The organism is Brevibacterium yomogidense (assembly GCF_900163715.1).
Taxonomy (GTDB): domain Bacteria; phylum Actinomycetota; class Actinomycetes; order Actinomycetales; family Brevibacteriaceae; genus Brevibacterium; species Brevibacterium yomogidense_A.
In genome coordinates this window covers 1-23,720 of record NZ_FWFF01000020.1, presented here as the reverse complement: position 1 = coordinate 23,720, position 23,720 = coordinate 1, and the positions used below count along the sequence as shown (strand labels likewise).

Annotated in this window: 25 protein-coding genes and 1 pseudogene; 19 read left to right on the top strand and 7 right to left on the bottom strand. The window is 68.7% G+C overall.

Annotated elements, in window-relative coordinates:
- Positions 1-51 precede the first annotated feature (51 nt).
- From FM105_RS12565 to FM105_RS12550, 4 genes are all read left to right on the top strand, one after another.
- A complete protein-coding gene (locus FM105_RS12565; RefSeq protein ID WP_087008772.1) occupies positions 52-420 on the top strand; it encodes a cold-shock protein in 369 nt (122 codons plus the stop codon).
- Positions 420-1,421: a DUF3027 domain-containing protein gene (locus tag FM105_RS12560; RefSeq protein ID WP_087008770.1), complete on the top strand. Its 1,002-nt coding sequence runs from the start codon at positions 420-422 to the stop codon at positions 1,419-1,421. The genes FM105_RS12565 and FM105_RS12560 overlap by 1 nt, the downstream gene beginning before the upstream one ends.
- Complete coding sequence (locus FM105_RS12555) at positions 1,418-2,737, top strand: MFS transporter (protein ID WP_087008768.1); 1,320 nt, start codon at positions 1,418-1,420, stop codon at positions 2,735-2,737. Before FM105_RS12560 ends, FM105_RS12555 begins: the two co-directional genes overlap by 4 nt.
- A gap of 228 nt (positions 2,738-2,965) precedes the next feature.
- Complete coding sequence (locus FM105_RS12550; protein WP_087009210.1) at positions 2,966-3,466, top strand: DUF456 domain-containing protein; 501 nt, start codon at positions 2,966-2,968, stop codon at positions 3,464-3,466.
- Between the two features lie 283 nt (positions 3,467-3,749).
- Here FM105_RS12550 and serC read toward each other — a convergent pair whose 3' ends face one another.
- Complete coding sequence (gene serC / locus FM105_RS12545; RefSeq protein ID WP_087008766.1) at positions 3,750-4,907, bottom strand: phosphoserine transaminase; 1,158 nt, start codon at positions 4,905-4,907, stop codon at positions 3,750-3,752.
- Between the two features lie 99 nt (positions 4,908-5,006).
- On the opposite strand from serC, the gene pdxH reads away from it, so the two are divergent.
- From pdxH to FM105_RS12510, 7 genes are all read left to right on the top strand, one after another.
- On the top strand, positions 5,007-5,705 hold the full coding sequence (gene pdxH / locus FM105_RS12540) for a pyridoxamine 5'-phosphate oxidase (protein ID WP_087008764.1): 699 nt from the start codon (positions 5,007-5,009) through the stop codon (positions 5,703-5,705).
- 140 nt (positions 5,706-5,845) lie between these two features.
- Positions 5,846-6,529 carry a metal-dependent transcriptional regulator gene (locus FM105_RS12535; RefSeq protein ID WP_087008762.1) on the top strand — a complete coding sequence of 228 codons (684 nt, stop codon included), beginning with the start codon at positions 5,846-5,848 and terminating at the stop codon, positions 6,527-6,529.
- A 329-nt stretch (positions 6,530-6,858) separates the two neighbouring features.
- Positions 6,859-7,725 (top strand): C40 family peptidase, encoded by an 867-nt coding sequence (locus tag FM105_RS12530; RefSeq protein WP_087008760.1) that lies wholly within the window; start codon positions 6,859-6,861, stop codon positions 7,723-7,725.
- Positions 7,726-7,943: 218 nt separating this feature from the next.
- Positions 7,944-8,153: a heavy-metal-associated domain-containing protein gene (locus FM105_RS12525; RefSeq protein ID WP_087008758.1), complete on the top strand. Its 210-nt coding sequence runs from the start codon at positions 7,944-7,946 to the stop codon at positions 8,151-8,153.
- Positions 8,154-8,226: 73 nt separating this feature from the next.
- Positions 8,227-10,539: a heavy metal translocating P-type ATPase gene (locus FM105_RS12520; RefSeq protein ID WP_087008757.1), complete on the top strand. Its 2,313-nt coding sequence runs from the start codon at positions 8,227-8,229 to the stop codon at positions 10,537-10,539.
- Positions 10,536-10,895 (top strand): metal-sensitive transcriptional regulator, encoded by a 360-nt coding sequence (locus FM105_RS12515; protein WP_087008755.1) that lies wholly within the window; start codon positions 10,536-10,538, stop codon positions 10,893-10,895. Before FM105_RS12520 ends, FM105_RS12515 begins: the two co-directional genes overlap by 4 nt.
- Positions 10,896-11,315: 420 nt before the next feature.
- A complete protein-coding gene (locus tag FM105_RS12510) occupies positions 11,316-11,873 on the top strand; it encodes an HNH endonuclease (protein ID WP_087008753.1) in 558 nt (185 codons plus the stop codon).
- A 146-nt stretch (positions 11,874-12,019) separates the two neighbouring features.
- Here FM105_RS12510 and FM105_RS12505 read toward each other — a convergent pair whose 3' ends face one another.
- Positions 12,020-12,286 carry a GlsB/YeaQ/YmgE family stress response membrane protein gene (locus FM105_RS12505; RefSeq protein WP_087008751.1) on the bottom strand — a complete coding sequence of 89 codons (267 nt, stop codon included), beginning with the start codon at positions 12,284-12,286 and terminating at the stop codon, positions 12,020-12,022.
- Positions 12,287-12,510: 224 nt separating this feature from the next.
- Here FM105_RS12505 and FM105_RS12500 point away from each other — a divergent pair, with 224 nt between their 5' ends.
- Positions 12,511-13,509, top strand: a complete 999-nt coding sequence (locus FM105_RS12500; RefSeq protein WP_087008749.1) for a universal stress protein — start codon at positions 12,511-12,513, stop codon at positions 13,507-13,509.
- Positions 13,510-13,561: 52 nt separating this feature from the next.
- Here the strand turns inward: FM105_RS12500 and FM105_RS12495 are convergent, their stop codons facing one another.
- The 3 genes from FM105_RS12495 to FM105_RS12485 form a co-directional block, all read right to left on the bottom strand.
- The gene (locus FM105_RS12495; protein ID WP_143275888.1) at positions 13,562-14,671 is read right to left on the bottom strand and encodes a hypothetical protein; all 1,110 of its coding nucleotides are present in this window, start codon (positions 14,669-14,671) and stop codon (positions 13,562-13,564) included.
- 127 nt (positions 14,672-14,798) lie between these two features.
- The gene (locus FM105_RS12490) at positions 14,799-15,677 is read right to left on the bottom strand and encodes a cytochrome c biogenesis CcdA family protein (protein ID WP_087008744.1); all 879 of its coding nucleotides are present in this window, start codon (positions 15,675-15,677) and stop codon (positions 14,799-14,801) included.
- 9 nt (positions 15,678-15,686) lie between these two features.
- Complete coding sequence (locus FM105_RS12485; protein ID WP_087008742.1) at positions 15,687-16,439, bottom strand: DsbA family protein; 753 nt, start codon at positions 16,437-16,439, stop codon at positions 15,687-15,689.
- A gap of 139 nt (positions 16,440-16,578) precedes the next feature.
- On the opposite strand from FM105_RS12485, the gene FM105_RS12480 reads away from it, so the two are divergent.
- From FM105_RS12480 to FM105_RS12465, 4 genes are read left to right on the top strand one after another with little or no spacing between them, the layout of a single operon-like run.
- Complete coding sequence (locus FM105_RS12480; protein WP_256970388.1) at positions 16,579-17,235, top strand: hypothetical protein; 657 nt, start codon at positions 16,579-16,581, stop codon at positions 17,233-17,235.
- Between the two features lie 53 nt (positions 17,236-17,288).
- Positions 17,289-17,654 carry a BlaI/MecI/CopY family transcriptional regulator gene (locus FM105_RS12475; protein ID WP_256970387.1) on the top strand — a complete coding sequence of 122 codons (366 nt, stop codon included), beginning with the start codon at positions 17,289-17,291 and terminating at the stop codon, positions 17,652-17,654.
- A 1-nt stretch (position 17,655) separates the two neighbouring features.
- A complete protein-coding gene (locus FM105_RS12470; RefSeq protein WP_087008739.1) occupies positions 17,656-18,750 on the top strand; it encodes a M56 family metallopeptidase in 1,095 nt (364 codons plus the stop codon).
- A gap of 52 nt (positions 18,751-18,802) precedes the next feature.
- Positions 18,803-19,204: an Ldh family oxidoreductase gene (locus tag FM105_RS12465; protein WP_087008736.1), complete on the top strand. Its 402-nt coding sequence runs from the start codon at positions 18,803-18,805 to the stop codon at positions 19,202-19,204.
- On the opposite strand, the pseudogene FM105_RS12460 reads toward FM105_RS12465, so the two are convergent.
- Positions 19,201-20,166, bottom strand: a pseudogene (locus FM105_RS12460) (ISL3-like element ISPfr2 family transposase); the annotation flags it as partial. The gene FM105_RS12465 and the pseudogene FM105_RS12460 sit on opposite strands and share 4 nt — an antisense overlap.
- A gap of 586 nt (positions 20,167-20,752) precedes the next feature.
- Positions 20,753-21,064 carry a putative quinol monooxygenase gene (locus FM105_RS12455; protein WP_087008735.1) on the bottom strand — a complete coding sequence of 104 codons (312 nt, stop codon included), beginning with the start codon at positions 21,062-21,064 and terminating at the stop codon, positions 20,753-20,755.
- A gap of 107 nt (positions 21,065-21,171) precedes the next feature.
- On the opposite strand from FM105_RS12455, the gene FM105_RS12450 reads away from it, so the two are divergent.
- The 3 genes from FM105_RS12450 to FM105_RS12440 all read left to right on the top strand — a co-directional run.
- On the top strand, positions 21,172-22,113 hold the full coding sequence (locus FM105_RS12450; protein ID WP_087008733.1) for a GlxA family transcriptional regulator: 942 nt from the start codon (positions 21,172-21,174) through the stop codon (positions 22,111-22,113).
- 419 nt (positions 22,114-22,532) lie between these two features.
- The gene (locus tag FM105_RS12445; RefSeq protein ID WP_143275887.1) at positions 22,533-23,258 is read left to right on the top strand and encodes a hypothetical protein; all 726 of its coding nucleotides are present in this window, start codon (positions 22,533-22,535) and stop codon (positions 23,256-23,258) included.
- 193 nt (positions 23,259-23,451) lie between these two features.
- Positions 23,452-23,720 (top strand): type II toxin-antitoxin system RelE/ParE family toxin (locus FM105_RS12440; protein ID WP_087009207.1); only part of this gene is annotated, 269 nt, incomplete at its 3' end.

Here is a 23,720-nt window from a genome sequence, read left to right as displayed (position 1 = left end):
CGCGCACCACATCGACCGGCCGCGCCGCCGCGCGGTCGTGAAAGGACTGACATGCCCACAGGACGCGTGAAGTGGTTCGACGCAGACAAGGGATTCGGCTTCGTCACCGCAGAGGACGGCGAGCAGATCTTCCTCCACGGCTCGTCGCTGCCGAACGGGGTCACCGCGACCCCCGGAATGCGGCTGGAGTTCGACATCGTCGACGGCCGCAAGGGCAAGCAGGTGCTCAAGGCCCGTGTCCACGAGTCTCCTGCCCGCGTGCGCCGGAACCCGGAGAAGACCGCATCGATGATCGAGGACGTCATCAGGATGCTGGACGACACGTCGAACGGCCTGCGCCGCGGGCGGTACCCTGATGCTGGGCACTCCCACCGCGTGGCGGAAGTGCTCCGCGCAATCGCAGACGACCTGGAGGGCTGATGTCCGGACTGTTCGACCGCTGGCTGGCGTCCATGGAAGCCGCCCCGCCGACGGCGACGACCGAGGCGGCTGGTGCCGCTGAGTCGGCTGATACAGCTGAGGCGGCGTCTGCAGAGGCGACCGTGCCTGCTGAGGCGACCACCGCCTCGGCGTCGGATGCGCCGACCGCACGGGAGCGCCGTCAGCCGCGCAGGCCGGCCGCGATCGTCCTGGACACCGTCCTGGCCGAGGCCGTCGACGTGGCCCGTGCCGCCATCACCGAGGTCGCAGGCGAGTCCGAGGTCGGCGCCCACCTGGGCGCTGTCGCCGAGGACACCCGGCTCGTGACCCACAGCTTCGAGTGCACCAACCCGGCCTACCGCGGATGGCACTGGGTGGCCGTGCTGGCGCGTGCACCGCGTGCCAAGAAGGCCACCGTGTGCGAGACCGCACTGCTGCCGGGCGCGGACGCCCTCGTCGCGCCCGCGTGGGAGCCGTGGGAGGAGCGCGTGCGCCCCGGCGACATGCGGCCCAAGGACGTCCTGCCGAAGGCGGAGGACGATCCGAACCTGGACCTCGGCCTCGAGCAGGTCGACCTGCGCCCGGGCGATGACATCGACCAGGTGCCGAACTTCGAGTACGGGCTGGGCCGGACCCGCGTGCTGTCCCGCGAGGGGATCGCGAACGCCGCGCAGCGGTGGGTCGAATCCGACGCCGGACCGGACGGTGAGTTCGCCCGCGAGGCCCGCAGCCAGTGCTCGACCTGCGGCTTCCTCCTGCCCATCGCCGGCAGCATGCGCACCCGCTTCGGCGTGTGCGCGAACAAGTGGGCGCCCTTCGACGGGCGCATCGTGGCGCTCGACGCCGGGTGCGGTGCTCATTCGGAGACGGATGTGCAGCGCCGCTCCTCGGAGCCCGTGAAGTCCGTCGTCGACGACTTCGACGAATCGCTCGACCTCGTCGAGAATGTGGGAGCACGGACTGCGGGAGCACTGCCTGAGGAGGCGCACTCCCGCGGATGACGTCGATGTTCCGGTCGCTGGCCGAGCCCAATTACCGGAAGTGGTTCGGCGGTGCACTGGTGTCGAACACCGGCACCTGGATGCAGAGGACCGCCCAGGACTGGATCGTCCTCACCCAGCTCACCGATGAGGACGCCACTGCTCTGGGCATCACGATGGCCCTGCAGCTGGGGCCGCAGCTCGTCCTCTTCCCTGTGGCCGGCACGATCGCGGATCGGTTCCAGCGGCGCAGGCTGCTCCTCATCACCCAGATCCTCATGGGCACGATGGGGCTGGTCCTCTTCGTCCTCACCGTCACCGGGGCGATCCAGCTGTGGCACGTCTACCTGCTCGCCCTGGCGCTGGGCATCGTCGCGACCGTCGACAACCCCGCTCGGCAGACGTTCGTCTCAGAGCTCGTGGGCGACTCGCTCGTCGCCAACGCCGTGTCGCTGAACTCCGCATCGTTCAACACCGCGCGGATGCTGGGCCCCGCGGTCGCCGGCGTGCTGACCGCGGCGATCGGTGCGTCTACCGTGTTCCTGCTGTCCGGACTGGCGTTCGCCGGGACCGTCGGGGTGCTGCTGTCGCTGGACCGCAGCCGCCTGCAGTCGCCGGACGCCCGCACCCGCCGAGCTCCCGGTCGGGGGATCATGGGCGGCTTCCGCTACCTGCGCACAAGGCCTGACATCATCGTCGTCCTGGCGGTGATCTTCGTGGTCTCGACCTTCGGCATCAAGTTCAACATCTTCACGGCGACGATGGCGCGCGTGGAGTTCGGCCGGGACGCCAGCGCGTTCGGGCTGCTGAACTCCATCCTGGCAGTCGGCTCCCTGACCGGTGCTCTGCTGGCCGCGAGGCGGGACCGGCCGCGCCTGCGCACCGTCTTCTGGGCGGCGGGAGCGTTCGGTGCGGCGTGTGCGGCAGCGTCCGTCATGCCGAACTACTGGACGTTCGCGCTGACGCTCACCACGCTCGGCCTGTCGTCCATCACGATGCTCACGGCCGCGAACGCGTATGTGCAGACGACCACTCCGTCAGGCGTGCGCGGTCGGATCATGTCGATCTACGCGGCCGTGGTCCTGGGCGGGGCGCCGCTGGGGGCGCCGTTCGCCGGGTGGATCGCCGATCAGTTCGGTCCGCGGGCCGCGCTGGGGGTCGGAGCCGCCGCGGGTGCGGTGGGGATCCTCATCGGGGTGGTCTGGATGGTGTCCGCGAAGCACATGCGCGTGCACTACGTGCGCCGGTCGCGGCGGTTCATCCGGCTGAGCTACGACGGGCGGAAGTCGAAGGGGCGTGGGTCGGCGAGTCCGGTGCGGCCGGAGCCGGAGGGCTGAGAGTCCGACGGCTGAGAGTCGGAGTGCTGAGAGTCCGACGGCTGGGAGTCCGTGGGCTGGGAGCCCGACGGCTGAGCGATCACAGCTCCATCACAGTGTGAGTCCCGGCCCCTTCTGCACTGTTCGCGTGTTCAGCCCCGCCCGTAGACTGCGGACCGGACGGATGCGCCAGGACCGATCCTCCTGTCGGCGTCCCTCCGCACCCCGATCCGAATGGAGCTCTTCACCGTGACCGCAGACGTCATCGTCACCGTGCTCGCTGGACTCGCGATGTTCGTGGGCATCGTGGGAATCGTCGTCCCGGTGCTGCCGGGCTCCGCCACGATCGCGGTCGCCGCGCTGGTGTGGGCGATCGTCGCGGGGACCGGCCCCGGCTGGTCGGCGTTCGCAGCGATCACGGTGCTCGTGGCCCTGGGGATGGCAGCCGGCTGGGTGCTGACGGGTCGACGGCTGAAGGAGCGGGGGATCCCGAACCGTTCGCTGCTCATCGGCGGGATCCTGGCCGTCGTCGGATTCTTCGTCGTGCCAGTGATCGGTCTGCTGCTGGGCTTCGTGGGCGGACTCTGGGCCGCGGAATGGCAGCGGCTGGGCGACGCGCGGAAGGCCTGGGACACGAGCTGGGCGGCGATCAAGGCCGCGGGCATCGGCATCCTCATCGAGTTCGGCTGCGCAGCACTGGCCCTCGCGGTCTTCAGCGGGACGGTCATCCACCACTTCGTCACCGCCTGAGGCCACCACGTCGCCGCCTGAGGTGGGCGGGACTTCTCGCACGCCGCAGGCCGCACTCCTCCCACCCCACACGCCACACCTCGCACCCCGCACGCTGGACGCCGCACCCCGTACGCCGCAACGACGAAAGCGCAACATCCGAACGATTCGCCCCCTCGGAGGGCTCGGATGTTGCGCTTTCGACGTGTGTACTGTGATCGGTCCGCGGTGCCGGTTCGGCTCAGCCCTGTGCTGCCACGCCCCAGCCTCGTGCTGACATGCCCCAGCCCTGTGCCGGCGGGCCTCAGCCCTGTGCGGTGGCGGAGGCCCCCCACTGCTCGAGGACGTGATCGATGCAGGCGAGCAGCGCACGGACGTCATCCGGGTCCACGGCGGTGAACGTCGCGATGCGCAGCTGGTTGCGGCCCAGCTTCCGGTACGGCTCGACATCGACGATGCCGTTGGCGCGCAGGACGGATGCCAGGCGCGCGGCATCGATCGACTCGTCGAAGTCGATGGTGCAGACGACCGGCGAGCGGTCGGCCGGGTCGGCGACGTACGGACGAGCCACCGGGGACGATTCTGCCCACGTGTAGATGAGCGCGGAGGATTCCTCCGTCCGGGCACCTGCCCAGGCGAGTCCGCCATTGGCGTTCATCCACTCGATCTGCTCCGCGAGCAGGATGAGCGTGCCGACGGCCGGAGTGTTGTACGTCTGGTCCTTGCGGGAATTGTCCAGCGCCGTCGCGAGGCTGAGCGATTCGGGGATCCAGCGGTCCGACCCGGCGATCTCCTCGATCCGCGCGATGGCCCGGGGGGAGACGAGGGCGACCCACAGGCCGCCGTCCGATGCGAAGTTCTTCTGCGGGGCGAAGTAGTAGACGTCGGTCTCGCGGATGTCGACGGGGATGCCGCCGGCCGCGGACGTCGCGTCGATGACGACCAGTGCGTCGTCGGCGATGCCGGACGGGCGCTGGATCGACGTGGCGACACCGGTGGACGTCTCGTTGTGGGGCCACGCGTAGACGTCCACGGAGGCATCGGTCTGCGGCACGGCCGAGGTGCCCGGTTCGGCATCCACGACGAGAGACTCCTCGAGGAACGGCGAGGTCGTCGTCGCCTTGGTGAACTTCGACCCGAACTCACCGAACTGGGCGTGCGAGGCGCGCGTGCGGACCAGCCCGAACGCGGCGGCGTCCCAGAACACGGTCGAGCCGCCGTTTCCGAGGATCACCTCGTAGCCGTCTGGCAGGGAGAACAGCTCAGCCAGTCCGGTGCGCACGCGACGGACGATCTCCTTCACCGGCTTCTGGCGGTGGGAGGTGCCCATGACGGTGGAGCCGGCGGCGGAGAGCGCGGCCATCTGCTCGGGGCGCACGCGCGAGGGACCTGCGCCGAAGCGTCCGTCGGCGGGCTTGAGGTGTGCGGGGATCACGATGTCTGCGGGGGTGTCTGTACTCACGCGAGCGATCCTACTGCGAGGCCGCTGGTCGCGCGCACCGAGGGAGGGCCGGCCGCGGGCACCGTACGCCCGTGGGCTTGCCGAGAGTAGCGTGGAGCCATGGACGAACAGACTGACGCCACTCCCGCGGCTGCGCAGGACGCGATCGCCGCACTGGCGCGGCAGCGGGTCGAGTACGACGATGTGGACATCGACCTGCCTGCGGATACGCCCCACGGCATCTTCTCGCGCTGGTACGAAGAGGCGGGAGAGGCCCTGGGGGAGCCGAACGCGATGGTCGTGGCGACGGACGACGACGCCGGCCCCGCTGCGCGCATCGTCCTCCTCAAGGGCTTCGACGCGCGCGGCTTCGTGTTCTACACCAACTACCAGTCCGCGAAGGGCCGCCAGATCGAGGCCCATCCGCTCGTGGCGCTCGTCTTCCCCTGGCATGACATGCAGCGCCAGGTGCGGGTCCGAGGCCTCGTGTCGAAGGTGATGCCGGAAGAGTCGGATGCCTACTTCGCGCTGCGGCCCCGCGGCTCGCAGATCGGGGCGGCGGCCTCGGCGCAGTCGCAGCCGGTGCGAGGCCGGGATGCCTTCGCGCAGACGGTGGAAGAGCTCGAGGCCCGGTGGGAGGGGAAGGACGTCGAGCGGCCGGCCCACTGGGGCGGCTATCGAGTGCAGCCCTACGAGATCGAGTTCTGGCAGGGGCGGCTCAACCGCATGCATGATCGGTTCCTCTTCACCAGCCGGGATGGCCGTCCGGCACCCCTCGACGACGCGGCGACGTGGTCTGCGGTGCGCCTCCAGCCATGACGCCGCGGTGTGCGCCGATCCGGCTGAGTATCAGTTCCCCGCCGCACCACGTAAAATGACCGCGGGTGCTTCCGCCCTGTCCAGACGGATGCGATGGCTCCCCGACACTGCGTCGGGACTGCGTAGAGAGAGCGTGAGACGTGAACGACCTCATCGACACGACCGAGATGTACCTCAAGTCGATCATCGAGCTTGAGGAGCAGGGGATCGTGCCGCTGCGAGCGCGGATCGCTGAGCGTCTCGAGCATTCCGGCCCGACGGTCTCTCAGACCGTGGCGCGCATGGAGCGGGACGGTCTGGTCGTCGTGGACGCGGACCGTCACCTCGCTCTGACCGACGAGGGACGCGAGCTCGCGACGCGCGTGATGCGCAAGCATCGTCTTGCCGAAAGGCTCCTGTCCGACGTGATCGGTCTCGAGTGGTCACTCGTCCACGACGAGGCATGCCGGTGGGAGCACGTCATGAGCGAGCAGGTCGAGACGCGACTCCTCTCGATGCTCCCGGAGCACACGACGGGTCCGTACGGGAATCCGATCCCCGCCCTCGAGGATCTGGGTGCGGATCCCGCTGCCGTTCCGGAGACGACCTCGCTCACGCGCGCGGTGAAGTCCGGTGAGAAGCGGACCGTGGGCATCGCGTGGCTCGCGGAGCCGCTCCAGGTCGACATCGAGCTGCTGGCGCAGCTGCAGGAGACCGGGATCGTGCCCGGCACGGTGGTGACCGTGGAATCGGACGGCGACTACGTGAGCATCCGTGCCGAGGGGTCCTCCGATGTGCTGGATCTTCCGTCCGAGACCGCGGCGTTCGTGTTCGTGACACGCTGACACATCACCTCGTTACATCCGTTTCATCCCGTTACTTGGCGCTCTGACCTGCATCGATGATGACCCGCCGGGGCAGAGGATCACGATATGAGATCTGATCCGTGATCCAAATGTGACATGACGTTGCTGATCGTTTACAGTTGTCGAGGCGCCTTCGGAAGAAGGCCATCCGACCCGGGTTCCGCACGCCGCACCCGCACGATCGGATCGAAGAGACAGCAACAGGACCTGAGCGGCGGCGAGGGGCCGGGAAACCGGCAGCACAGTCCGGAAGGACAGGGCGTCTCCAGCTCGACGTGCGTCGCCTCGTAGGAAATGGAGAGGACATCGTGGCTACAAGGAAGCATGGTCGCCGCGCGGCCGAAACCCGCGTCAAGACCCCGCTCACAGAACTCACCGACGCGCTGGGTGCCAACTACGGCGTCGTCGGTCGTCGCGCGGCGGTCGTCGCCGCAGCAGGCGGACTCGTCGTCACCGCCACTCTGCCCGCAATGGGCCAGGGCGAAGACGAGGCGGCAGCGGTCACCGCTGAGGCGGAGAACAAGCCCAGCACTGATTTCGTGAACCAGGCGAAGACGGTCATCCCGGAGCAGGGCGAGGACAGCGAGGACGCAGACGTCGTCGGTGCCGCCTCGGTCTCCAACGTGACCGCGACCGAGGCTCCGGAGCCTGAGCCGGAGCCCGAGCCGGCTCCCTCCGAGTCGGTCGAGTCGAACGCCGGTTCGGCTGACTCCGAGTCGGACTCCTCCGAGTCGGACTCCTCTGAGTCGGGCTCGTCCGACTCCGGTTCGTCTGATTCCGAGTCCTCGGATTCGGGCTCCTCTGACGGTGGCGGCGACGCTGCGCTTCCGGACGGCTCGAAGGCCGAGCAGGTCCTCGCGATCGCCAAGCAGTACACGGGCGTTCCCTACGTCTTCGGCGGCACCACCACCTCCGGCTGGGACTGCTCCGGCTACACCTCCTTCGTGTACAACAAGGTCGGGGTGAACCTGCCCCGCAACTCCGGCGGCCAGGCGGCAGCCGGCCAGACCGTCTCCCCTTCCGAAGCGAAGCCCGGCGACCTCGTCTACAAGCCCGGACACGTGGGCATCTACGCGGGCGACGGCATGATGTACGACGCGGGCTCGCCATCATCCGGCACCTCGTACCGCAGCCACTCGTGGATGGGAAGCGTCACGTACATCCGCGTTCTCTGATCACGCGCAGCATAGAGACACCCGCACTCCGTCCCCAGGTCCGGACGGAGTGCGGGTGTCTTCGTGTGTGCGCCTGCGAGTGACTGAGGTCCGCACCGCTCGATGATGAGTATCACAGTCGGGGGAGACTGCGCCTTTGATTCATACCCCATAGGGGTATAGGGTATGAGGTGACGGGGCGGCCCCGTCCCGCAGATTCGCAGCGAAAGGGTTCCATCATGGCGACAGCGACGAAGAACTACACGGTCGAGGGTATGACCTGCGGCCACTGCAAGGCCTCCGTTGAGGAGGAAGTGCGCGAGGTCGCGGGCGTGACCTCCGTCGAAGCCACTGTGGACGGCGGCCGGGTCGCTGTGAGCGGTGAGGGATTCACTGACGAGGACATCGTCGGCGCAGTCGAAGAGGCCGGCTACACGGTCAAGCTGTGAACCCCTCCCGGCCTCGCCGCAGCGTGCCGGCCGAACCCCCATCGTCTTCATCTGCTCGAAGGAATGATCCCTGATGACTCAGACTCCACCATCGGTAGACCTGCTCGAGATCGACTTGGGCGTCACCGGGATGACGTGCACATCGTGCTCGTCGCGAGTCGAGCGCAAGCTCAACAAGCTCGACGGCGTGGACGCGAGCGTCAACTTCTCCACCGAGACCGCGACGGTGAAGTACGAAGCGGGCACGACAGACACCGATCAGCTCATCGAGGTCGTCCGCGGTGCGGGCTATGACGCTTTCGCTCTGAGAAGTGATGCTGATTCCGGGGGTGACGAGTCCGGTGACTCCACTGGAGGGGCAGTGGGTCCGCAGGACCAGATCGGGGCTGCCCGTGAGCGGGAGGCCGCTGATCTGAAGCAGCGGGTGATCGGCTCGGCGATCCTGACGGTGCCGATCACCGGGCTGAGCATGGTCCCGGCGCTGCAGTTCACCAACTGGCAGTGGGCGGTACTGGCGATGACCACCCTCGTCTACGTCTGGGGCGGCGCACCCTTCCATCGAGCCACCTTCGTGAACCTCCGCCACGGTGCGGTCACGATGGACACCCTGATCACGATGGGGACGACTGCCGCCTACGCCTGGTCCCTGTGGGCGCTGTTCGTGGGCAACGCCGGTGTCGCCGGGATGACCATGGAGATGCATCTGCTGCCGACGAACTCCACGATGGATGAGATCTATCTGGAGACGGCGGCTGTGGTCATCACCTTCCTGCTGCTGGGCCGCTGGTTCGAGACGAAGGCCAAGGGGAGCTCGTCGGAAGCGCTGCGCACCCTGCTGGACATGGGCGCCAAGGACGCCGCTGTGCTCCGTGACGGTGCCGAGGTCCGGGTGCCCGTCACACAGCTGCAGATCGGTGATGTCTTCATCGTCCGTCCGGGTGAGAAGATCGCGATCGACGGCCGGGTGGTCGAGGGCTCGTCGGCCATCGACGAGTCCATGCTCACCGGTGAGTCCGTGCCGGTCGAGGCGACCGTGGGAACGAAGGTCACCGGCGCGACCCTGAACACGTCGGGCCGTCTGCTGGTGGAGGTCACCCGCGTCGGTGCGGACACGACGCTGTCCCAGATGGCGAAGCTGGTCACTGATGCGCAGGCGAAGAAGGCGCCGGTGGAGCGTCTGGTGGATCGGATCTCCCAGATCTTCGTGCCCGCGGTCGTCGTCATCGCGCTCGTCGCACTCATCGTGCACATCATGCTGGGTCATGGCGTGGCCACGGCTTTCACCGCCGCCGTCGCGGTGCTGATCATCGCTTGCCCGTGCGCCCTGGGTCTGGCGACGCCGACGGCGATCCTCGTCGGCACCGGGCGCGGCGCCCAGATGGGGCTGCTGATCAAGGGGCCGGAGATCCTGGAGTCGACCAAGAAGGTCGACACGATCGTCATGGACAAGACCGGTACCGTGACCTCCGGCGTCATGTCCGTCCGCGACGTCACCCCCGCCACTGGATTCGACCCCACCGAGGTGCTGGCCATGGCGGCGGCAGTGGAGTCAGCCTCCGAGCATCCCATCGCCCAGGCCATCGTCCGCGAGGCCGAGCGCTCTGCGCCGCTCGTCGAGGTCACCGACTTCAGCAGCACCGCAGGCCATGGCGTGACCGGCACCGTCGAGGGAGCGCGAGTGACTGTCGGCCGTCCCGCCGGTGACCTCTCCACGGACCTGCAGGACGCGTTCACCGGAGCTCAGGACCAGGGCGGCACCCCCGTCGTGGTGCAGATCGACGGCGTCAGCGCCGGCGTCATCGCGGTGCGCGACACCGTCAAGCCGACCTCCGCCGAGGCCGTGCGCGGGCTCAAGGACCTGGGCCTGACTCCGTGGCTGCTGACGGGTGACAATGCCGGGGCTGCCCGGGCCGTGGCCGCAGAGGTCGGCATCGACGCGGAGCACGTCATCGCAGGCGTGATGCCCGAGGACAAGGTATCCGAAGTCGAGCGCCTGCAGGACACTGGGCGCAATGTCGCGATGGTCGGCGACGGTGTCAATGACGCCGCCGCACTGGCCCGCGCCGATCTGGGCCTGGCCATGGGCGCGGGCACGGATGTGGCGATCGAGGCCAGCGACATCACGTTGATGAACAATGACCTGCTCTCTGCCGTCGACGCGATCCGCCTCTCCCGGAAGACCCTCGGTACCATCAAGGGCAACCTGTTCTGGGCGTTCGCCTACAACGCAGCACTCATTCCGGTCGCAGCGTTCGCGCTGCTCAACCCGATGCTCGCCGGAGTGGCGATGGCCTTCTCCAGCGTCTTCGTGGTCGGCAACAGCCTGCGACTGCGCCGCTTCCGCAGCTGGGCGGGCACCACATCCCGCGAAAGGACATCCGCATGAGCACTCATACCGGGGAGCACGACGCGTCCCACGAGCCCGCCGATGGCGAACCGACCGACGCCGACCAGCACGGTCACCACGGCTACATCACCGACAAGAAGCGGTACCTGACCCGCCTGAAGCGCATCGAGGGTCAGGCCCGCGGCGTCCACCGCATGGTCGACGATGAGCAGTACTGCATCGACATCCTCACCCAGATCTCTGCTCAGATCTCCGCACTGCGCAATGTCGGCCTCGGGCTGCTCGACGACCACCTCAAGCACTGCGTCGTCGATGCCGCCGCAGTCGGAGGCGAGGCGGCCGACGCCAAGATGCAGGAGGCCTCGGACGCGATCGCCCGTCTCCTGCGCTCCTGACGACTGCGCGTGAGTCCCGCCCCGGCAGGTGAACGAAGCGGGAACGCAGACGGCACGGTCGATGACACAAGGGCCGCAGTACTCCACATCGAGCCCGGATGGGCCTACCCTTGGTGAAGTGAGTCCAGGAGGGGTCATGGGTGAGAGGCACGCACTGCCAACGGCGACGACGCCGGTGATGCGCACGCGCCGCACACTGTGCGCGCGTGGCTTCGCAGTGCTGTCTGCGCTCGCCGGCATCCGACGCGCCGTGACCGGCGCGGAGGAGATACGCCCTCATCTCATACCTGTCGAGGGGATATGCCCAGAGGCGATATCCCCTCTCTTCGGCCCAGGGTCGGTCCACCACGAACGGTGTCACACGCATGTGTGGCGCCGTTCCGTCATTCACGCGCATCCGCGCAGTCCCGGAGGTGTGTCGTGAAGACCCTCGTCCTGAACGCCGGCTACGAGCCGATGTCCGTCGTGTCCTTCAAGCGCGCAGTGGTGCTCGTGCTGACGGGCAAGGCGGCAGTGGTGCAGTCGGACGACGCCGTCCCGATCCGCAGCGAATCCCTCGAGCTGGACCGGCCGTCGGTCATCATCCTCACGCGGTACGTGAAGCCGCCCCGCAACCGGCGGGTCATGCTGTCCCGCAGGGGCGTGCTGCGACGGGACGGCCATCTGTGCGCGTACTGCGGCGCGCACGCGACGACGATCGATCACGTGCTGCCGCGTTCGCGCGGCGGGCAGAACACGTGGACGAACCTGGTGGCCTGCTGCCGGGCGTGCAACTGCCGCAAGAGCAATCGGACGCCGGAGGAGATGCGGTGGAAACTGCGCTTCACCCCGGCGCCGCCGCGGGTGGGGCGGTTCTGGCTGCGCGAGATCGACGAGCCCGTCGAGGAGTGGCGTCCCTTCCTCGTGCCCGACGGCCAGCGGAGTGGGAGAGCTGCGGTGACGACGACCTCGGCGGCAGTGTCAGCGCCGGCTGCCTGAGGCTGAACAGTCTGCCTGAGGCTGCACAGTCTGGAGCGGCCGGTCGCTGTGTGGCGCCGTGAGCACATGACAGAGGCGCGCCGGAGTGTTCCCACTCCGACGCGCCCCTGTGCGTCAGCTGTGCTCGCGCTGCTGCGCGAGCGGCGTCACTTCCGGCTGATGGCGCGGGAGATGAAGCCCCACACGACCAGCACGATGAGGGCGCCCAGGATTGCCAGCAGCCATGAGCTGAGCGACCAGAACTCGGACACGCCAGTGCCGAACACTGCGCCGCCGATCCAGCCGCCGACCACAGCACCCAGCGCACCGCAGATGAGTGCGCCGATCCAGCCGCCGCCCTGACGACCCGGAAGGATCGCCTTGGCGATGGCGCCTGCGATGAGTCCCAAGAGCAGGAACGCGAGGATTCCCATATTGCCTCCTTGTAGTTCGGATCTTCAGCTTACAAGGAGACTTGCAAGAGTCAGTGCATTGGCCGCCGCGCGGCGGTCCAGGATGCGGGTGCGGGTCGATCACATGGTGGTGAGTCGGCCAGTAGGACGGCTTCGCCGGTAATGTGAGCTGTGACGCACCCGCACATGGGGTGAGCGAGGCACGGACCGCCCAGTGCGGCACGTGGTGACACGGAGGAGGAGACATGGCAGACAACCAGACCTCGGAGGTTGCGGACCCCGATGCGATCGTCGTCGGCGTCGACGGGTCGAATGCCAGCCGCAACGCGCTCCGCTTCGCGATCGGTGAGGCGAAGTCCCTGGGCCGTTCCATCCGCGTGGTCGGTGCGTACACGGTGCCGAGCGTCGCCGCAGCGACCATCGACGTGTCGTACGTGCCCATCGATGATTCTGCAGTGCGCTCCTCTGTCACGACTGTGCTCAAGGAGGCGGCGGCGGAGGTGAAGGCGGCGGATGTCCCCGTCGAGGCGATCATCGAGATCGGCGATGCTGCGGGTGTCCTCGTGGAGGAGTCGAAGCAGGCCAGCCTCACGGTGGTCGGGTCGCGCGGCAAGGGCGGTTTCGCCGGGCGACTCCTGGGCACGGTGTCCTCGGCGCTGCCGGCGCACTCCGCATGTCCCACGATCGTCGTGCCGGTCGGGTGGACGCCGGAGGGCACGGGCGAGGCCAGGCCCAGTTCGTCCCGTCCGGTCCACAGCAGCGCGGAGGGCCCCATCGAGCGGTCGGAGGAGACGGACACGGTTCCGGGCATCGACTACTCCGGTCAGGTGGTCGTGGGCGTCGACTCGCTGGGGAAGGAATCCCCGGCGCTCTGGGAGGCGGCGCACATCGCGATGCGCCGGAAGTCTCCGCTCCACATCCAGGCCGTCATCACGACGACTGTGATCGGCCCGGAATGGATCCCGTCCCAGGGCGATCTGGAGCGGCTGATCCAGGAGGGCACTGACAAGCTCGAGGCGGCCCGCGCGGCGCTGCTCGAGAAGCACCCCGACCTCGACGTGCGCTGGACGCTGTTCGACGGTCAGCCGGCCGAAGTGCTTGTGCGTGCGTCGGACACGTGCGACATCCTCGTCATCGGCTCCCGAGGCCGCGGCGGGTTCGCGGGGCTCCTCCTGGGCTCGACCTCGCAGTCGGTCCTGCCCTACTCCGCCGCTCCCACGATGGTGGTGCGCGTCAAGCGCTGAGCATGCCGCGCGGGGAAGCTGCCGCGCGGGGAAGGGGCGACGCGGTCGCGCATCACCCCTTCTGCTCGTCTGCCCGTTCGGTTGCGAGGACGGTCCGACCACCCACGGTCAGCGTCCCGGCCCCCTTCTCAGTCACGAGGTCGGGGACGGCGACGGGGCCTTCGCCGTCCTGTGCATAGGCCTGCGCGACGCGTCCGGTGACGCCGTTGTGGACGCGCACGGAGCTGCCGTCGCGCAGGTAGACGAGTGCCCCGACGACAGCCTCGAGCGTCGTCCCTTCCCGGACTGACATCGCCAGCTGCTGTTCTCCGTGGGCGTCGCGCACAGTGAGGCCGTCAGCGTCGAGGAATGCAGTGATGCCGGCCCCCGCGTCGTGGGCTGCGTCGTGCACCGTTTCACCGAGCACCTCACCGGAATCGAGGTCGAGCAGCGGGCCCGTGCCGTCGCCGGTGTCGAGCAGCGCGAGTCCGTCCGCTGCCGAGGCCGCGGCATGGGCCTCCAGCGACGACGCGCCACCGCCGATCTCGCTGAGCGGCGTCGACCACGCATCGTCGGAGCCCGTCTCGGCGGTCACGTCGTCGCCCTCGACTCGCAGGACGGTGCCGTCGAACTCGCCGATCACTCTGCCGTCGTCGCCGAGCGGCTCGCCGGTCGTCGGGTCGAGCGCCACAGACTCACCGCTCTCGCCCATGAATCCCTCGGGCGGTGCTGCGAACACGAGACCCGGACCGGTGTGGGGTCCGGGCACCTCGACCGGTCCCCACACCTGCTCGCCGCTGCCGAGGTCGTAGGCGCTGGCCGTGGTGATCGACAGGCTGCTGTCGGAGGTCTCCGCATCGGTGAGCACCGCGAGGTTGCGGCCCTCCGAATCCTGGGTGACGACGAAGCCCGCGCAGGCGAGGGGGCGCTGCGCGGTCCAGAGCACGGTGCCGGTGGAGTCGACGGCGCGATACACGAGCGCCCGGTCGGTCTCCTCGGCAGACAGGAAGACGTCCCCGCCGCGCTGCACGGGCAGATCCCACGTGGGTTCGACGGTCACGAGCTGATCGAACTGGGTCGGCAGGCGCACGTCGGAGGTGTCGGCCGCGGGCAGATGCTCCGAGGATGCGTTGGGCACACGATCGAGCCCCTCGACCTCGGCGGGGTCCTGACCCTCGGTCACTCCGTGGGATGTGCACGCGGTGAGGGTCAGGGCGGCGGCCACGGAAACCGCAACGACCGCTGGACGGCGGCGGAATCCTGTGCGGGTCCGGGCGGGCTTCGCGAACGGGCGTATATCGACCGGGCTGCTATCGATGCGTCTGATGATCCGCTCCTTCCGTCTGGGAGGCGGAAGCGTCCGCCCGCCTGTTCCGGCGGTCACGAGCGAACCACAGTGCGAGGATGAGAGCCGCGACGACGAGGATCGCGGTGATGTCTGCCGCGGCGCTCGTGAGGAATGCGGACGACTGGAGCTCCGCGAGAAGGTCCGGGGGGACGAATGACGGTATGGACGCGAGCCCGTTCGTGGTCCAGAACATGATCCCCACGACGACCATGAGTGCTCCGGTGAGCATGGAGATCGTGTGCAGTCGCATGCCGAGGATCGAGACCTCGCGCCCGCGCAGCAGCGCCCGCCCGCGTCCGCCCAGGCGGTGCCACAGGGCCGCGACGACGAGGAGCGGGACGACCATGCCGGCCCCGTAGACCGCGAGCATGATGACGGATCCCACCAGGTCGCCGCGAGCGGCTGCGAGAGTGAGCACTGCGCCGAGGATCGGGCCGGCGCACATCCCCGCGACACCGCTCGTGGCTCCCAGCAGGAATGTCTTGGGCATCCCGCTCATCTGCGCCGTGCGCGTGCGCGCCGCGTCACCGCCCGGCACGAGCTTCGCCGGGTCGAAGCCGAGTCCTGCGAACTGGGCGACGCCCAGCACGATGAGGATGATCGCCGCACCGATGACGATCTGCGTGCGGTAGGCGGTGAAGAGGGACCCCAGCGCCCCTGCACCGATCCCCAGCGGGACGAGCACCAGCAGCATCCCGATGTAGAAGACGGTGCCGTGGAGCAGCAGGCGGGTTCCCGCTCCCACCGTCGAGGCGAAGAACGCCGGCAGGAGGAGAGCGGCACACGGACTCAGCAGGGCCAGGATCCCGCCGACGAACGCGCTGACGAAGCCGATGTCCACGAGTGCGCTTCAGCCCTGGGCCGCGAGCGCGGAGTCGACGGCCTCGACGAACACGTCCGTGGGCTGGGCGCCGACGATCGGCTCGCCGCCCACGAGGAAGGCGGGAGTGGAGAACGCACCGAGGTCCAGCCCCATCTGCGCGTAGGCGTCCACCTTCTCCTGTGTCTCGTCGGATCCCATGTCCTGCTGGAACTGGTCGGCGTCGAGGCCCAGATCGTTCGCGGTCTCCGTGAGTGCTTCTGCGGTCAGTCCGCTTGCGGGGCGATGCTCTCCGCCGGCGAAGAGCTCGTCGTGGAACTCCCAGTACGAGTCCTGGAGGCCTGCGGCATGCGCACCTTTGGCTGCCTGCTCGGAGGCGTCGCCGAACACGTTGACGTCCCGCCACTCGATGCGCATGTCCCCACTGTCCACGTGCTCCATCATCACCGGCAGCGTGTCGTTCGCCCACGTCGCGCAGTAGGGGCACTGGTAGTCGGAGAAGACGACCAGCACGACCGGTGCGTCGACCGGACCGATCGCCTGGATGTCGCCCTCGTCGCGCGTCTCCGCCTCGGTGAAAGCGGCCTGCTCCGGCCCCTGGACGTCGGTGGCGGCGTCGTGGGCCTGTGTGCCGGAGGTCTCCGTGGTCTGCGCCGAGGGAGCCGCCGCGTCGCCGTCGCGGTCGACGACGAGAACCGCTGTCACGAGGGCGGCCGCAGCGACGACGACGGTCGCGGGGATCCACCACCTGCGGCGGCGGTGGCGCGTTGAGCGTGCGGTCATGGAGACCTCCTGGGATCTGTGCCGAGTCCATGTGGGCGAGACCGACTACTACTATGACGCATAGTCGACTAATGTGCATAGTCATACCGCTGACGCCGCACATGGCGGCGTGAGCCGAAGCCGACTGAGGGAGCCCGCCGTGTCCGCACCGCAGCAGTCGAAGGGCGGTCCGTCGGTGGCGACGGACCGCACGAGCTCGCCGTCAGCACGCCCAGCCGGTCGGAAGCCCCGGGGGCGGATGCCCTGGCGGATCGATGGGCGGACGGTGCTTCTGGGCCTGCGGACCTGGACGCTGCGGCGGACTCTTGTGGCCTGTGCCGTGGCGGTGCTGGTCGGGAGCCTCATCGGTGTGGCGACAGTCCTCATCCCGAACCCCGTCTTCGCGCGCGACATCCCGCCCGTGTGGTGGAATGCGCCCGTCCTCGTCCTCATGGCCGGTCTCACGGGCATGCTCTCTGCGACCTATGTGCGCATCGACTCACCGGTGCGACGGGACAGGACGCCCGGAGAGGAACCGAGCGCGAGCGACAGCGGACACGAGGGCGGAGGCAGCAGCGGTTCGCGCGGCGGCCGCATGGGTATCCTCGGGACTGTGCTCGCGTGGTTCGCCGTCGGATGCCCGGTCTGCAACAAGATCGCGCTCCTGGCGCTGGGCTACACGGGAGCGCTGACGTACTTCGCGCCGCTGCAGCCCATCCTCGCGGTCCTGGCGCTCGCCCTCACCGGGTATGCGCTGCTGTGGCGGCTGCAGGGCCTGGTCGCCTGCCCCGTGCCGCGACTGCGGACATCGGTATGAGCCGTGCGGGCAGCGACGCGCGACACCCGACGACGACTATGGAAGGGGATCCGGTGGATCGACAGCCGAAGGCGCTCGGCCCGCTCGAGCGGCAGGTCCTCGAGATCCTCTGGGACCACGGCCCACTCACGGTGCGGCAGGTCATCGACCAGTTGCCCACCGACCCCGCCTACACGACGATCGCGACTGTGCTCACGAACCTCAAGCGCAAGCGGTATGTGCGGTCTCAGCGTGAGGGCAGTTCGACCCGGTACGTGCCGGTCACCAGCCGGGCCGACCACGACGCCGCGGTGATGGGCGGAGTGCTTGCCGCCAGCCGGGACCGGTCGGCGACGATCCTCCGCTTCGCGGACTCGATGTCCCAGGAGGATCTCGATCTGCTCCGGGAGCATCTGCGCGCGCCGGGCGAGGAGCATTGACATGACTGGTGCGCTCGCCCTCGCTGCGGCCCTGCTCGCCGCCCTCGTCTGCGTCGCGTTCGCAGGACCCGTGGCGCTCGGCGCGGTGCGGCCCCAGCTCTCCGCGCGCCCGAAGGCATCGATCGCCGCCGTCGCCGCGGGAGGCACGGCATGGGTGCTGGCGCTGATCGCTGTGGGCCCCGTCCTCACGTGGTCGGTGACCGGCCCCGGCCTGGTCCCGGGTGCAGTGGGTGCGGTCTGTCAGCAGTGCCTCGCAGCGACCAACCCGTTCTCCGAGCAGCCGGTTCCGGCGGGTATACCGAGCGCGGTCCTCGTCGGAGCCTCCGCGCTCACCATCGGTGTGATCGCCGTCTCCGTGCTGCGGGAGTCCATGTTCCTGATCCCGCGGGTGTGCCGCATCGGTCGAGCCGACCTCCGCGCGGCCGTATCAGTGTCCGGAGTGCGGGTGCGGATAGACGAAGACCGGGAGGCCTTCGCCTATGCCCTGCCGGCGCGCTGCGGCGGGATCGTGGTCTCCCGTGGTGCCATCGATCTCTTCGACGAGGACGAGCTGCGCGCCGTCGTCGCTCACGAGGCGATCCACGTGAAGCACCGGCACCACCTCATCGCCGCCCTCGCGATGGGAATTGCAGCCCCGCTGCGCTGGGTCCCCTTCATCGCGACGTGCGAACGGACGGTGCTGGACCTGCTGGAGATCGACGCGGACACGGGCGCACTGCGCACGTCCAGGACGAGCGCGCTCGTGAGTGCGCTCGTGAAGCTGCAGGACGCCGAGGGGCGCCGGGCTCACGAGGCGGCCGGCGCCTCGGCGATGGAAGCGGTCTCGAGCGCGAAGCCGGAGGCCCGCGCTGCGGGAGCCCTGTTCGTCCTGGGGGTGTCAGGAGGGGGGCCTGGCGAAGGCCCGCCGGTGCGAGGGGGTGCCCGCGGAGGTGGCGGCCCGAGTGCCCGGGTGGCGTCCCTCGTGGGCCGGCGACAGCGCCCCCGGCGCTGGTCGGGTGCCGGCCTCGCGGCGCTCATCGCGCCGGTGTCCGCGGCGGGGGTGGGAGTCCATGCCGCCGGTGCCGTCGCGCTGCTGAGCGGGTGCGCCGTCCTGTGAACGCGCAGACCGCTGGCCTGGGTGATCGGAGCGACCCGATAGCGTGGCAGGCATGGTGCCACCGTCCTCGACCAGCGCGACTGAGTCCTTCCACCGCCTCACGCTTGAGCAGTTGGAGACTCTGTGCGAGGCCGCTGTCCTGAGAGACGGCGGGTCGGAGGCCACCGCGAGGGCACTCGCGCGGGCCACCGTCGCCGCCGAGGCGCGGCGGAACACCGCCGTAGGGGCCGCGCACCTGCTCGACTACCTCGACGCGCTGCGCCACGGCCGCCTGGACGGCGCCGCAGAGCCGCGCATCACCGTCGCGCGGGCGGCCACGCTCACAGTGGATGCGGCGAACGGCACAGCTCAGCGCGCGTTCGACTCCGTCGCGGAGGACCTGGTGCGCCGTGCGCGTGACTGCGGTGTCGCGGTGCTGAGCATCCACCGGTCGTTCCCCGCCGGGGAGCCGTGAGCGTCATCAACGAACAGCGCGCGTAGCCTGTCGCTCCGCTTGTCGGTGAGCAGGTCCGCGCCGGTGTGCAGCGTGCGCCGCGACTTGTAGAGCGGGTCGTCCCTGAACCCACGGTGCCCGTGGATCGCGAGTTGGACCCGGCGCGGGCACCTGTCGAGGGCGTCACCGGCCAGGCGCACGACGTGGAAGGGATCCATCACCGTGACCGCGTCCGGGATCTCCTCTGCAGCGGCGGTCTTGAACCCGGTGAAGCCGTCCATCGCGACCACCTCGACCGCGTCACGGAAGGCGTCGTCGCGGTCGGCGAGCCAGGTCTTGAACGCCGCCTTCGACCGGCCCTCGACCATGTCCAGCAGCCTTGCTGGGCCGGCGCCATCGCGGACCGGGGTGAGGTCGATGATCACGGTGACGTACTTGTCGCCACGCCTGGTGTGGCGCCAGACGTGCTCATCGACGCCAATGACCTTCACGCCCTCAAACCGCGTGGGGTCGTTGATCAGCAGCCGCTTGCCTTCAGCCAGGACCGCGTTGTTGGCGGTGTCCCACGCGACCCCGAGTCCCTCGGCGACACGGGCGACGGTGAGGTGTGCGACCACGATCCCTTCCAGCGCCCACCGCAGCCCGGTGCGCGAGAGCTTCGCGCGTGGCTCCGCCGCGGCGCTGGTGTCTTGGCGCCACACGTGTCCGCAGTCGGCACAGCGGTAGCGGCGCACTACAACTTCCAGCACGGTCGGTCGCCAGCCCAGCGGCTCGTGGGCCAACCGCCGGATCACGGTGTCACGAGCAGCGCCTTCGCTGCCGCACCGTCGGCACCACTGATCTGGTTCCACCACGCGGCACGCGAGGACCGCACGATCCGGTTCAAGTCGTTGTCCGGTCACGCTCAGACCGAGGCCGTCGAGTCGAGCGAAGGCGGTCAGGTCAGGGCGGCCGAAGCCGGCCGGCGGGGTAGCGTCGGACACGTCGAGGTCTTTCGGATGGATGGCGTAGGAACCTCCGTCGTCGGGAGACCTCGACGTCTATCTGCGGACCGACGCGCCCGGCCGACCTACACCGTCATCTGAGAAGACCCCTGAAACGTCTTCGACGATGACGGGACCGGCGAGGAGGAGGGCGCGGTGAGCTAAAGGAATGGAGCTTGCTCGGCTTCGACGCCGCCGCAAGCTCCGGTGAAACGGTCGGTACTGGTCGGTCGTCGTCGGTCACCACCGGATGGCGGCGTCCGCCACGCTCGGCGTTTGCGCAGGTCAGCGGCTCGTTCGCCCAGTGGGCGCATCAAGCGATAGACGCAAAGCCGACGTGATTAGGTCGTCGGTTCGATTCCGACAGGCGGTTCGGTTCTGGTGGTCGCGCGATGCGCTGGCCTCACGGCTCTGCCCGACACCGACGTCGCTCTCCTCTGCGACGGACCCCTCGCCGGCTGAGCGCTCGCGGCCGGCATCCTGTCCGTGTGCCGATAGGCCTCGCACCGCTCGGCAACGCAGTATGGCGTTGCGTCGCGACCTGGCGACGGCTCGGCGGGGCGCGATCGTCTCGTGCGTTGGCGGACTACGGGAGCTTGGACGCGAGGACGTCGGCCGCCAGGATCTCGGGTGCTGCGCTGAGGAGGTGCTGGTTGGCCATCAGGGCTGCGACGATGGCGCCGTTGGCGTGGGCGTCGCGAGCGGCCTCGTCGGGGAATGCGTCGAAGATCCAGAAGGTGTCGGCGTGGGTCCTGACCGCGAACCAGACAATCGTTCCTGCTTCTTCGTTGGCGAGTGCGACAGCGCCGGCGAGCAGATCGGCGAGCGCGTCGTGCTGTCCATCGGCCGCGACGATCTTGGCGACGAAGGCATACGGAAGTGATGCGGGTGTGGACATGAGGGACTCTCCTAGGTGTCGGGGTTCTTCGTGGGACGAGTTCAGCGTATGACGAGCGAGGGCCGGTGGGGAGTGGCGTATACGGCAGTATTGCTATTGTTTACGTCATGCGTATCGGACTGATCGCGATCGACGGCTGCTTCGGTTCGGCTATCGCGTCGATCATCGACATCGTGCGGGTGGCCGACGGAGCTCGCGGCGATGTCGACCCGCGGATCGACCCGATCGAACTCGCCATCCTCGGACCGAAACGGCGAGTGACCACGACGGCATCGATGACCCTGTCGGTGGACCAGCCGCTGTCGGTGTCCGGAGAGTTCGACGTGGTCGTCGTCCCTGCGCTTGGAACCCTTACGGCCGCCGCTACCAACGACGTCCTCCAGAGCCGAGATGCTCGTTCGGTCATCGCCTCGCTCGGGCGCCTCGACGAGGCGACCACCCGGATCGCCGCGGCGTGCACCGGCGTGTTCGCTGTCGCCGAGACCGGACGGATGCATCATCGGCGGGCGACGACCAGCTGGTTCCTGGGGCCGGAGTTCCTGAAGCGCTATCCGACCGTCGCCCTCGATCTCGACACCATGGTCGTGGTCGACGGGAACCTCGTCACCGCCGGCGCCGCGTTCGCCCACATCGACCTCGCGCTCTCACTCGTGCGATCGATCAGCCCCGACCTGGCCCAACATGTCGCCAAGCTCCTCATCATCGACGAGCGCCCGTCGCAGGCGGCCTTCGTCGCCTACGAACATCTCCGGCACGAGGACCCGATCGTCGTCGAGTTCGAACGCTTCGTGCGCGCCCGCCTGGACGAACCGTTCAACGTCGCCTTCGTCGCGCAGTCGCTCGGCACCAGCCGGCGCACCCTTGAACGACGAGTCCGTGCGGCGCTCAACCTCACTCCGCTCGGCTTCGTCCAACGGCTTCGCATCGAGCGAGCTCGGCACCTCTCAGCAACCACGGACCTCACCTCCGCCGAGATCGCGCTACGGGTCGGCTACGCGAACGCCGAGACTCTGCGCTCCCTCCTGCGTAGGGAGCGACGCCGTTCCTGACCTATCGCCATGCCTGTAGCCGGTGTGCTAGTGCTCGACTGGAACCACCTCTCAGCACGTCGCGTCGACGCTCCCGCGTCGCCCCTGGACGACCCACTCGACACGCCCGCAGCACAGGCCATGTGACGTGTCCCGGCTTCGCGGACGGTCGGGGTTGGGCGGCTGTGATGTCGCTGCGTTCTCGTCGAGAGGATCAGCAGACCCGATCAGAGCCGATTGGGATAAGACGCGAAGGCGGTCAGGTCAGGGCGGCCGAAGCCGGCCGGCGGGGTAGCGTCGGTCACGTCGAGGTCTTTCGGATGGATGGCGTAGGAACCTCCATCGTCGGGAGATCTCGACGTCTATCTGCGGACCGACGCGCCCGGCCGACCTACACTCTCTTCTGGGAAGAGCCGGTAAACCACCCCAGGAGGTGCGTCGTGTTCGGTCGTCTCTGGCGCGCAGGCGCAGTGGTCGCAGCGCTCGCCGTCATCGCGGTCGTCATCTGGGTCGACGTGATGACCCCCGTCTGGCAGAACCTCGTGATCGTCTCTGGACTGGTCGCCGGTGTCGTGACGTTCCTGTTCACGACGCTCTTCATCGACCGATTCATCCAGCGTGCGGCACGACGACGATGGGCGCCGGTGACTCGTCTGGCGCTCACGGAGATGCTCAACCAGCTGGCTGACGAGGGGCAGTGCCGTGAAGGCCAGAGCTCTGCTCAGGGGGCTGCCGAGCCGCGTCTACTCCCGATCCCGGACGCGTCACACGGTCAGGGCGCTCTGCTGGCCGGGACCGAGGAGCTGCGCAGTGCGGTCGTGCGCGAGCGCAGGCGCCTATCCACAGCACTGGTGACCTGGTGGAATCTGCTGTCGTCGGTGCCGGATACGGAGGAGATCATCCGGCACACGGCGGACGTCGCCCTGCTGTTCGACGGAGTCCGGGACGCGTCATGGGAGCTGGACGATGCGGTGAGAAGCAGCAACGACGACGCGGTGAGGGCCGCGTACGACACGCTGCGAGCCCGGACCATGGCGTGCAACGGCTCCATCGCCGGAATCGTCGAGGAGATCTCTGCCCGACTGGCTGCGGATGAGGTCGAACTGAGTGACAAGGCCCAGCGGACGCTCGCGGCTATGCATCGGCGGGTCGCCCGCGAACGGTGAGGGGAGTGTTGCATCGACTGGGCGTCGATGGGTGTTACGTGGTGGGTCCGAGTGGGGTGACCTGCGCAAGTGTCTACGACTGTGCCGCGTTGTGTGGTTCCGAGTGGTGTTCCGACCATGAAGCTCAATGAGCCATGAGCCCCTGCTCTCCACGGTTCGTGACCGCAGAACCTGTAGGTTCTAAGCCGAGGGCATGTGGAGTGTGGACATCGAGCTGATCTCTGGGTGGCTCGCGTCACTGGATGGTGACTCACGTGAGCAGGTCGTTGCCGCCGTGGAGTTGCTTGAGGATCGAGGTCCGCATCTGGGTCGCTCGCTGGTGGACACCGTGGTCGCATCCCGATACAAGAATATGAAGGAGCTTCGGCCCGGTTCTTCAGGAAGGTCCGAGCTTCGTGTGCTCTTTGCGTTTGACCCCGTGAGGAGTGCGATCCTCCTTGTGGCCGGAGACAAGGGGGGGGG

Bases quoted from the DNA above. Each gene is read 5' to 3' on its own strand.
- FM105_RS12565 (WP_087008772.1), top strand. From the start codon at position 52: ATGCCCACAGGACGCGTGAAGTGGTTCGACGCAGACAAGGGATTCGGC.
- FM105_RS12560 (WP_087008770.1), top strand. From the start codon at position 420: ATGTCCGGACTGTTCGACCGCTGGCTGGCGTCCATGGAAGCCGCCCCG.
- FM105_RS12555 (WP_087008768.1), top strand. From the start codon at position 1,418: ATGACGTCGATGTTCCGGTCGCTGGCCGAGCCCAATTACCGGAAGTGG.
- pdxH (WP_087008764.1), top strand. From the start codon at position 5,007: ATGGACGAACAGACTGACGCCACTCCCGCGGCTGCGCAGGACGCGATC.
- FM105_RS12525 (WP_087008758.1), top strand. From the start codon at position 7,944: ATGGCGACAGCGACGAAGAACTACACGGTCGAGGGTATGACCTGCGGC.
- FM105_RS12520 (WP_087008757.1), top strand. From the start codon at position 8,227: ATGACTCAGACTCCACCATCGGTAGACCTGCTCGAGATCGACTTGGGC.
- FM105_RS12515 (WP_087008755.1), top strand. From the start codon at position 10,536: ATGAGCACTCATACCGGGGAGCACGACGCGTCCCACGAGCCCGCCGAT.
- FM105_RS12505 (WP_087008751.1), bottom strand. From the start codon at position 12,286: ATGGGAATCCTCGCGTTCCTGCTCTTGGGACTCATCGCAGGCGCCATC.
- FM105_RS12500 (WP_087008749.1), top strand. From the start codon at position 12,511: ATGGCAGACAACCAGACCTCGGAGGTTGCGGACCCCGATGCGATCGTC.
- FM105_RS12485 (WP_087008742.1), bottom strand. From the start codon at position 16,439: ATGACCGCACGCTCAACGCGCCACCGCCGCCGCAGGTGGTGGATCCCC.
- FM105_RS12470 (WP_087008739.1), top strand. From the start codon at position 17,656: ATGACTGGTGCGCTCGCCCTCGCTGCGGCCCTGCTCGCCGCCCTCGTC.
- FM105_RS12465 (WP_087008736.1), top strand. From the start codon at position 18,803: ATGGTGCCACCGTCCTCGACCAGCGCGACTGAGTCCTTCCACCGCCTC.
- FM105_RS12455 (WP_087008735.1), bottom strand. From the start codon at position 21,064: ATGTCCACACCCGCATCACTTCCGTATGCCTTCGTCGCCAAGATCGTC.
- FM105_RS12450 (WP_087008733.1), top strand. From the start codon at position 21,172: ATGCGTATCGGACTGATCGCGATCGACGGCTGCTTCGGTTCGGCTATC.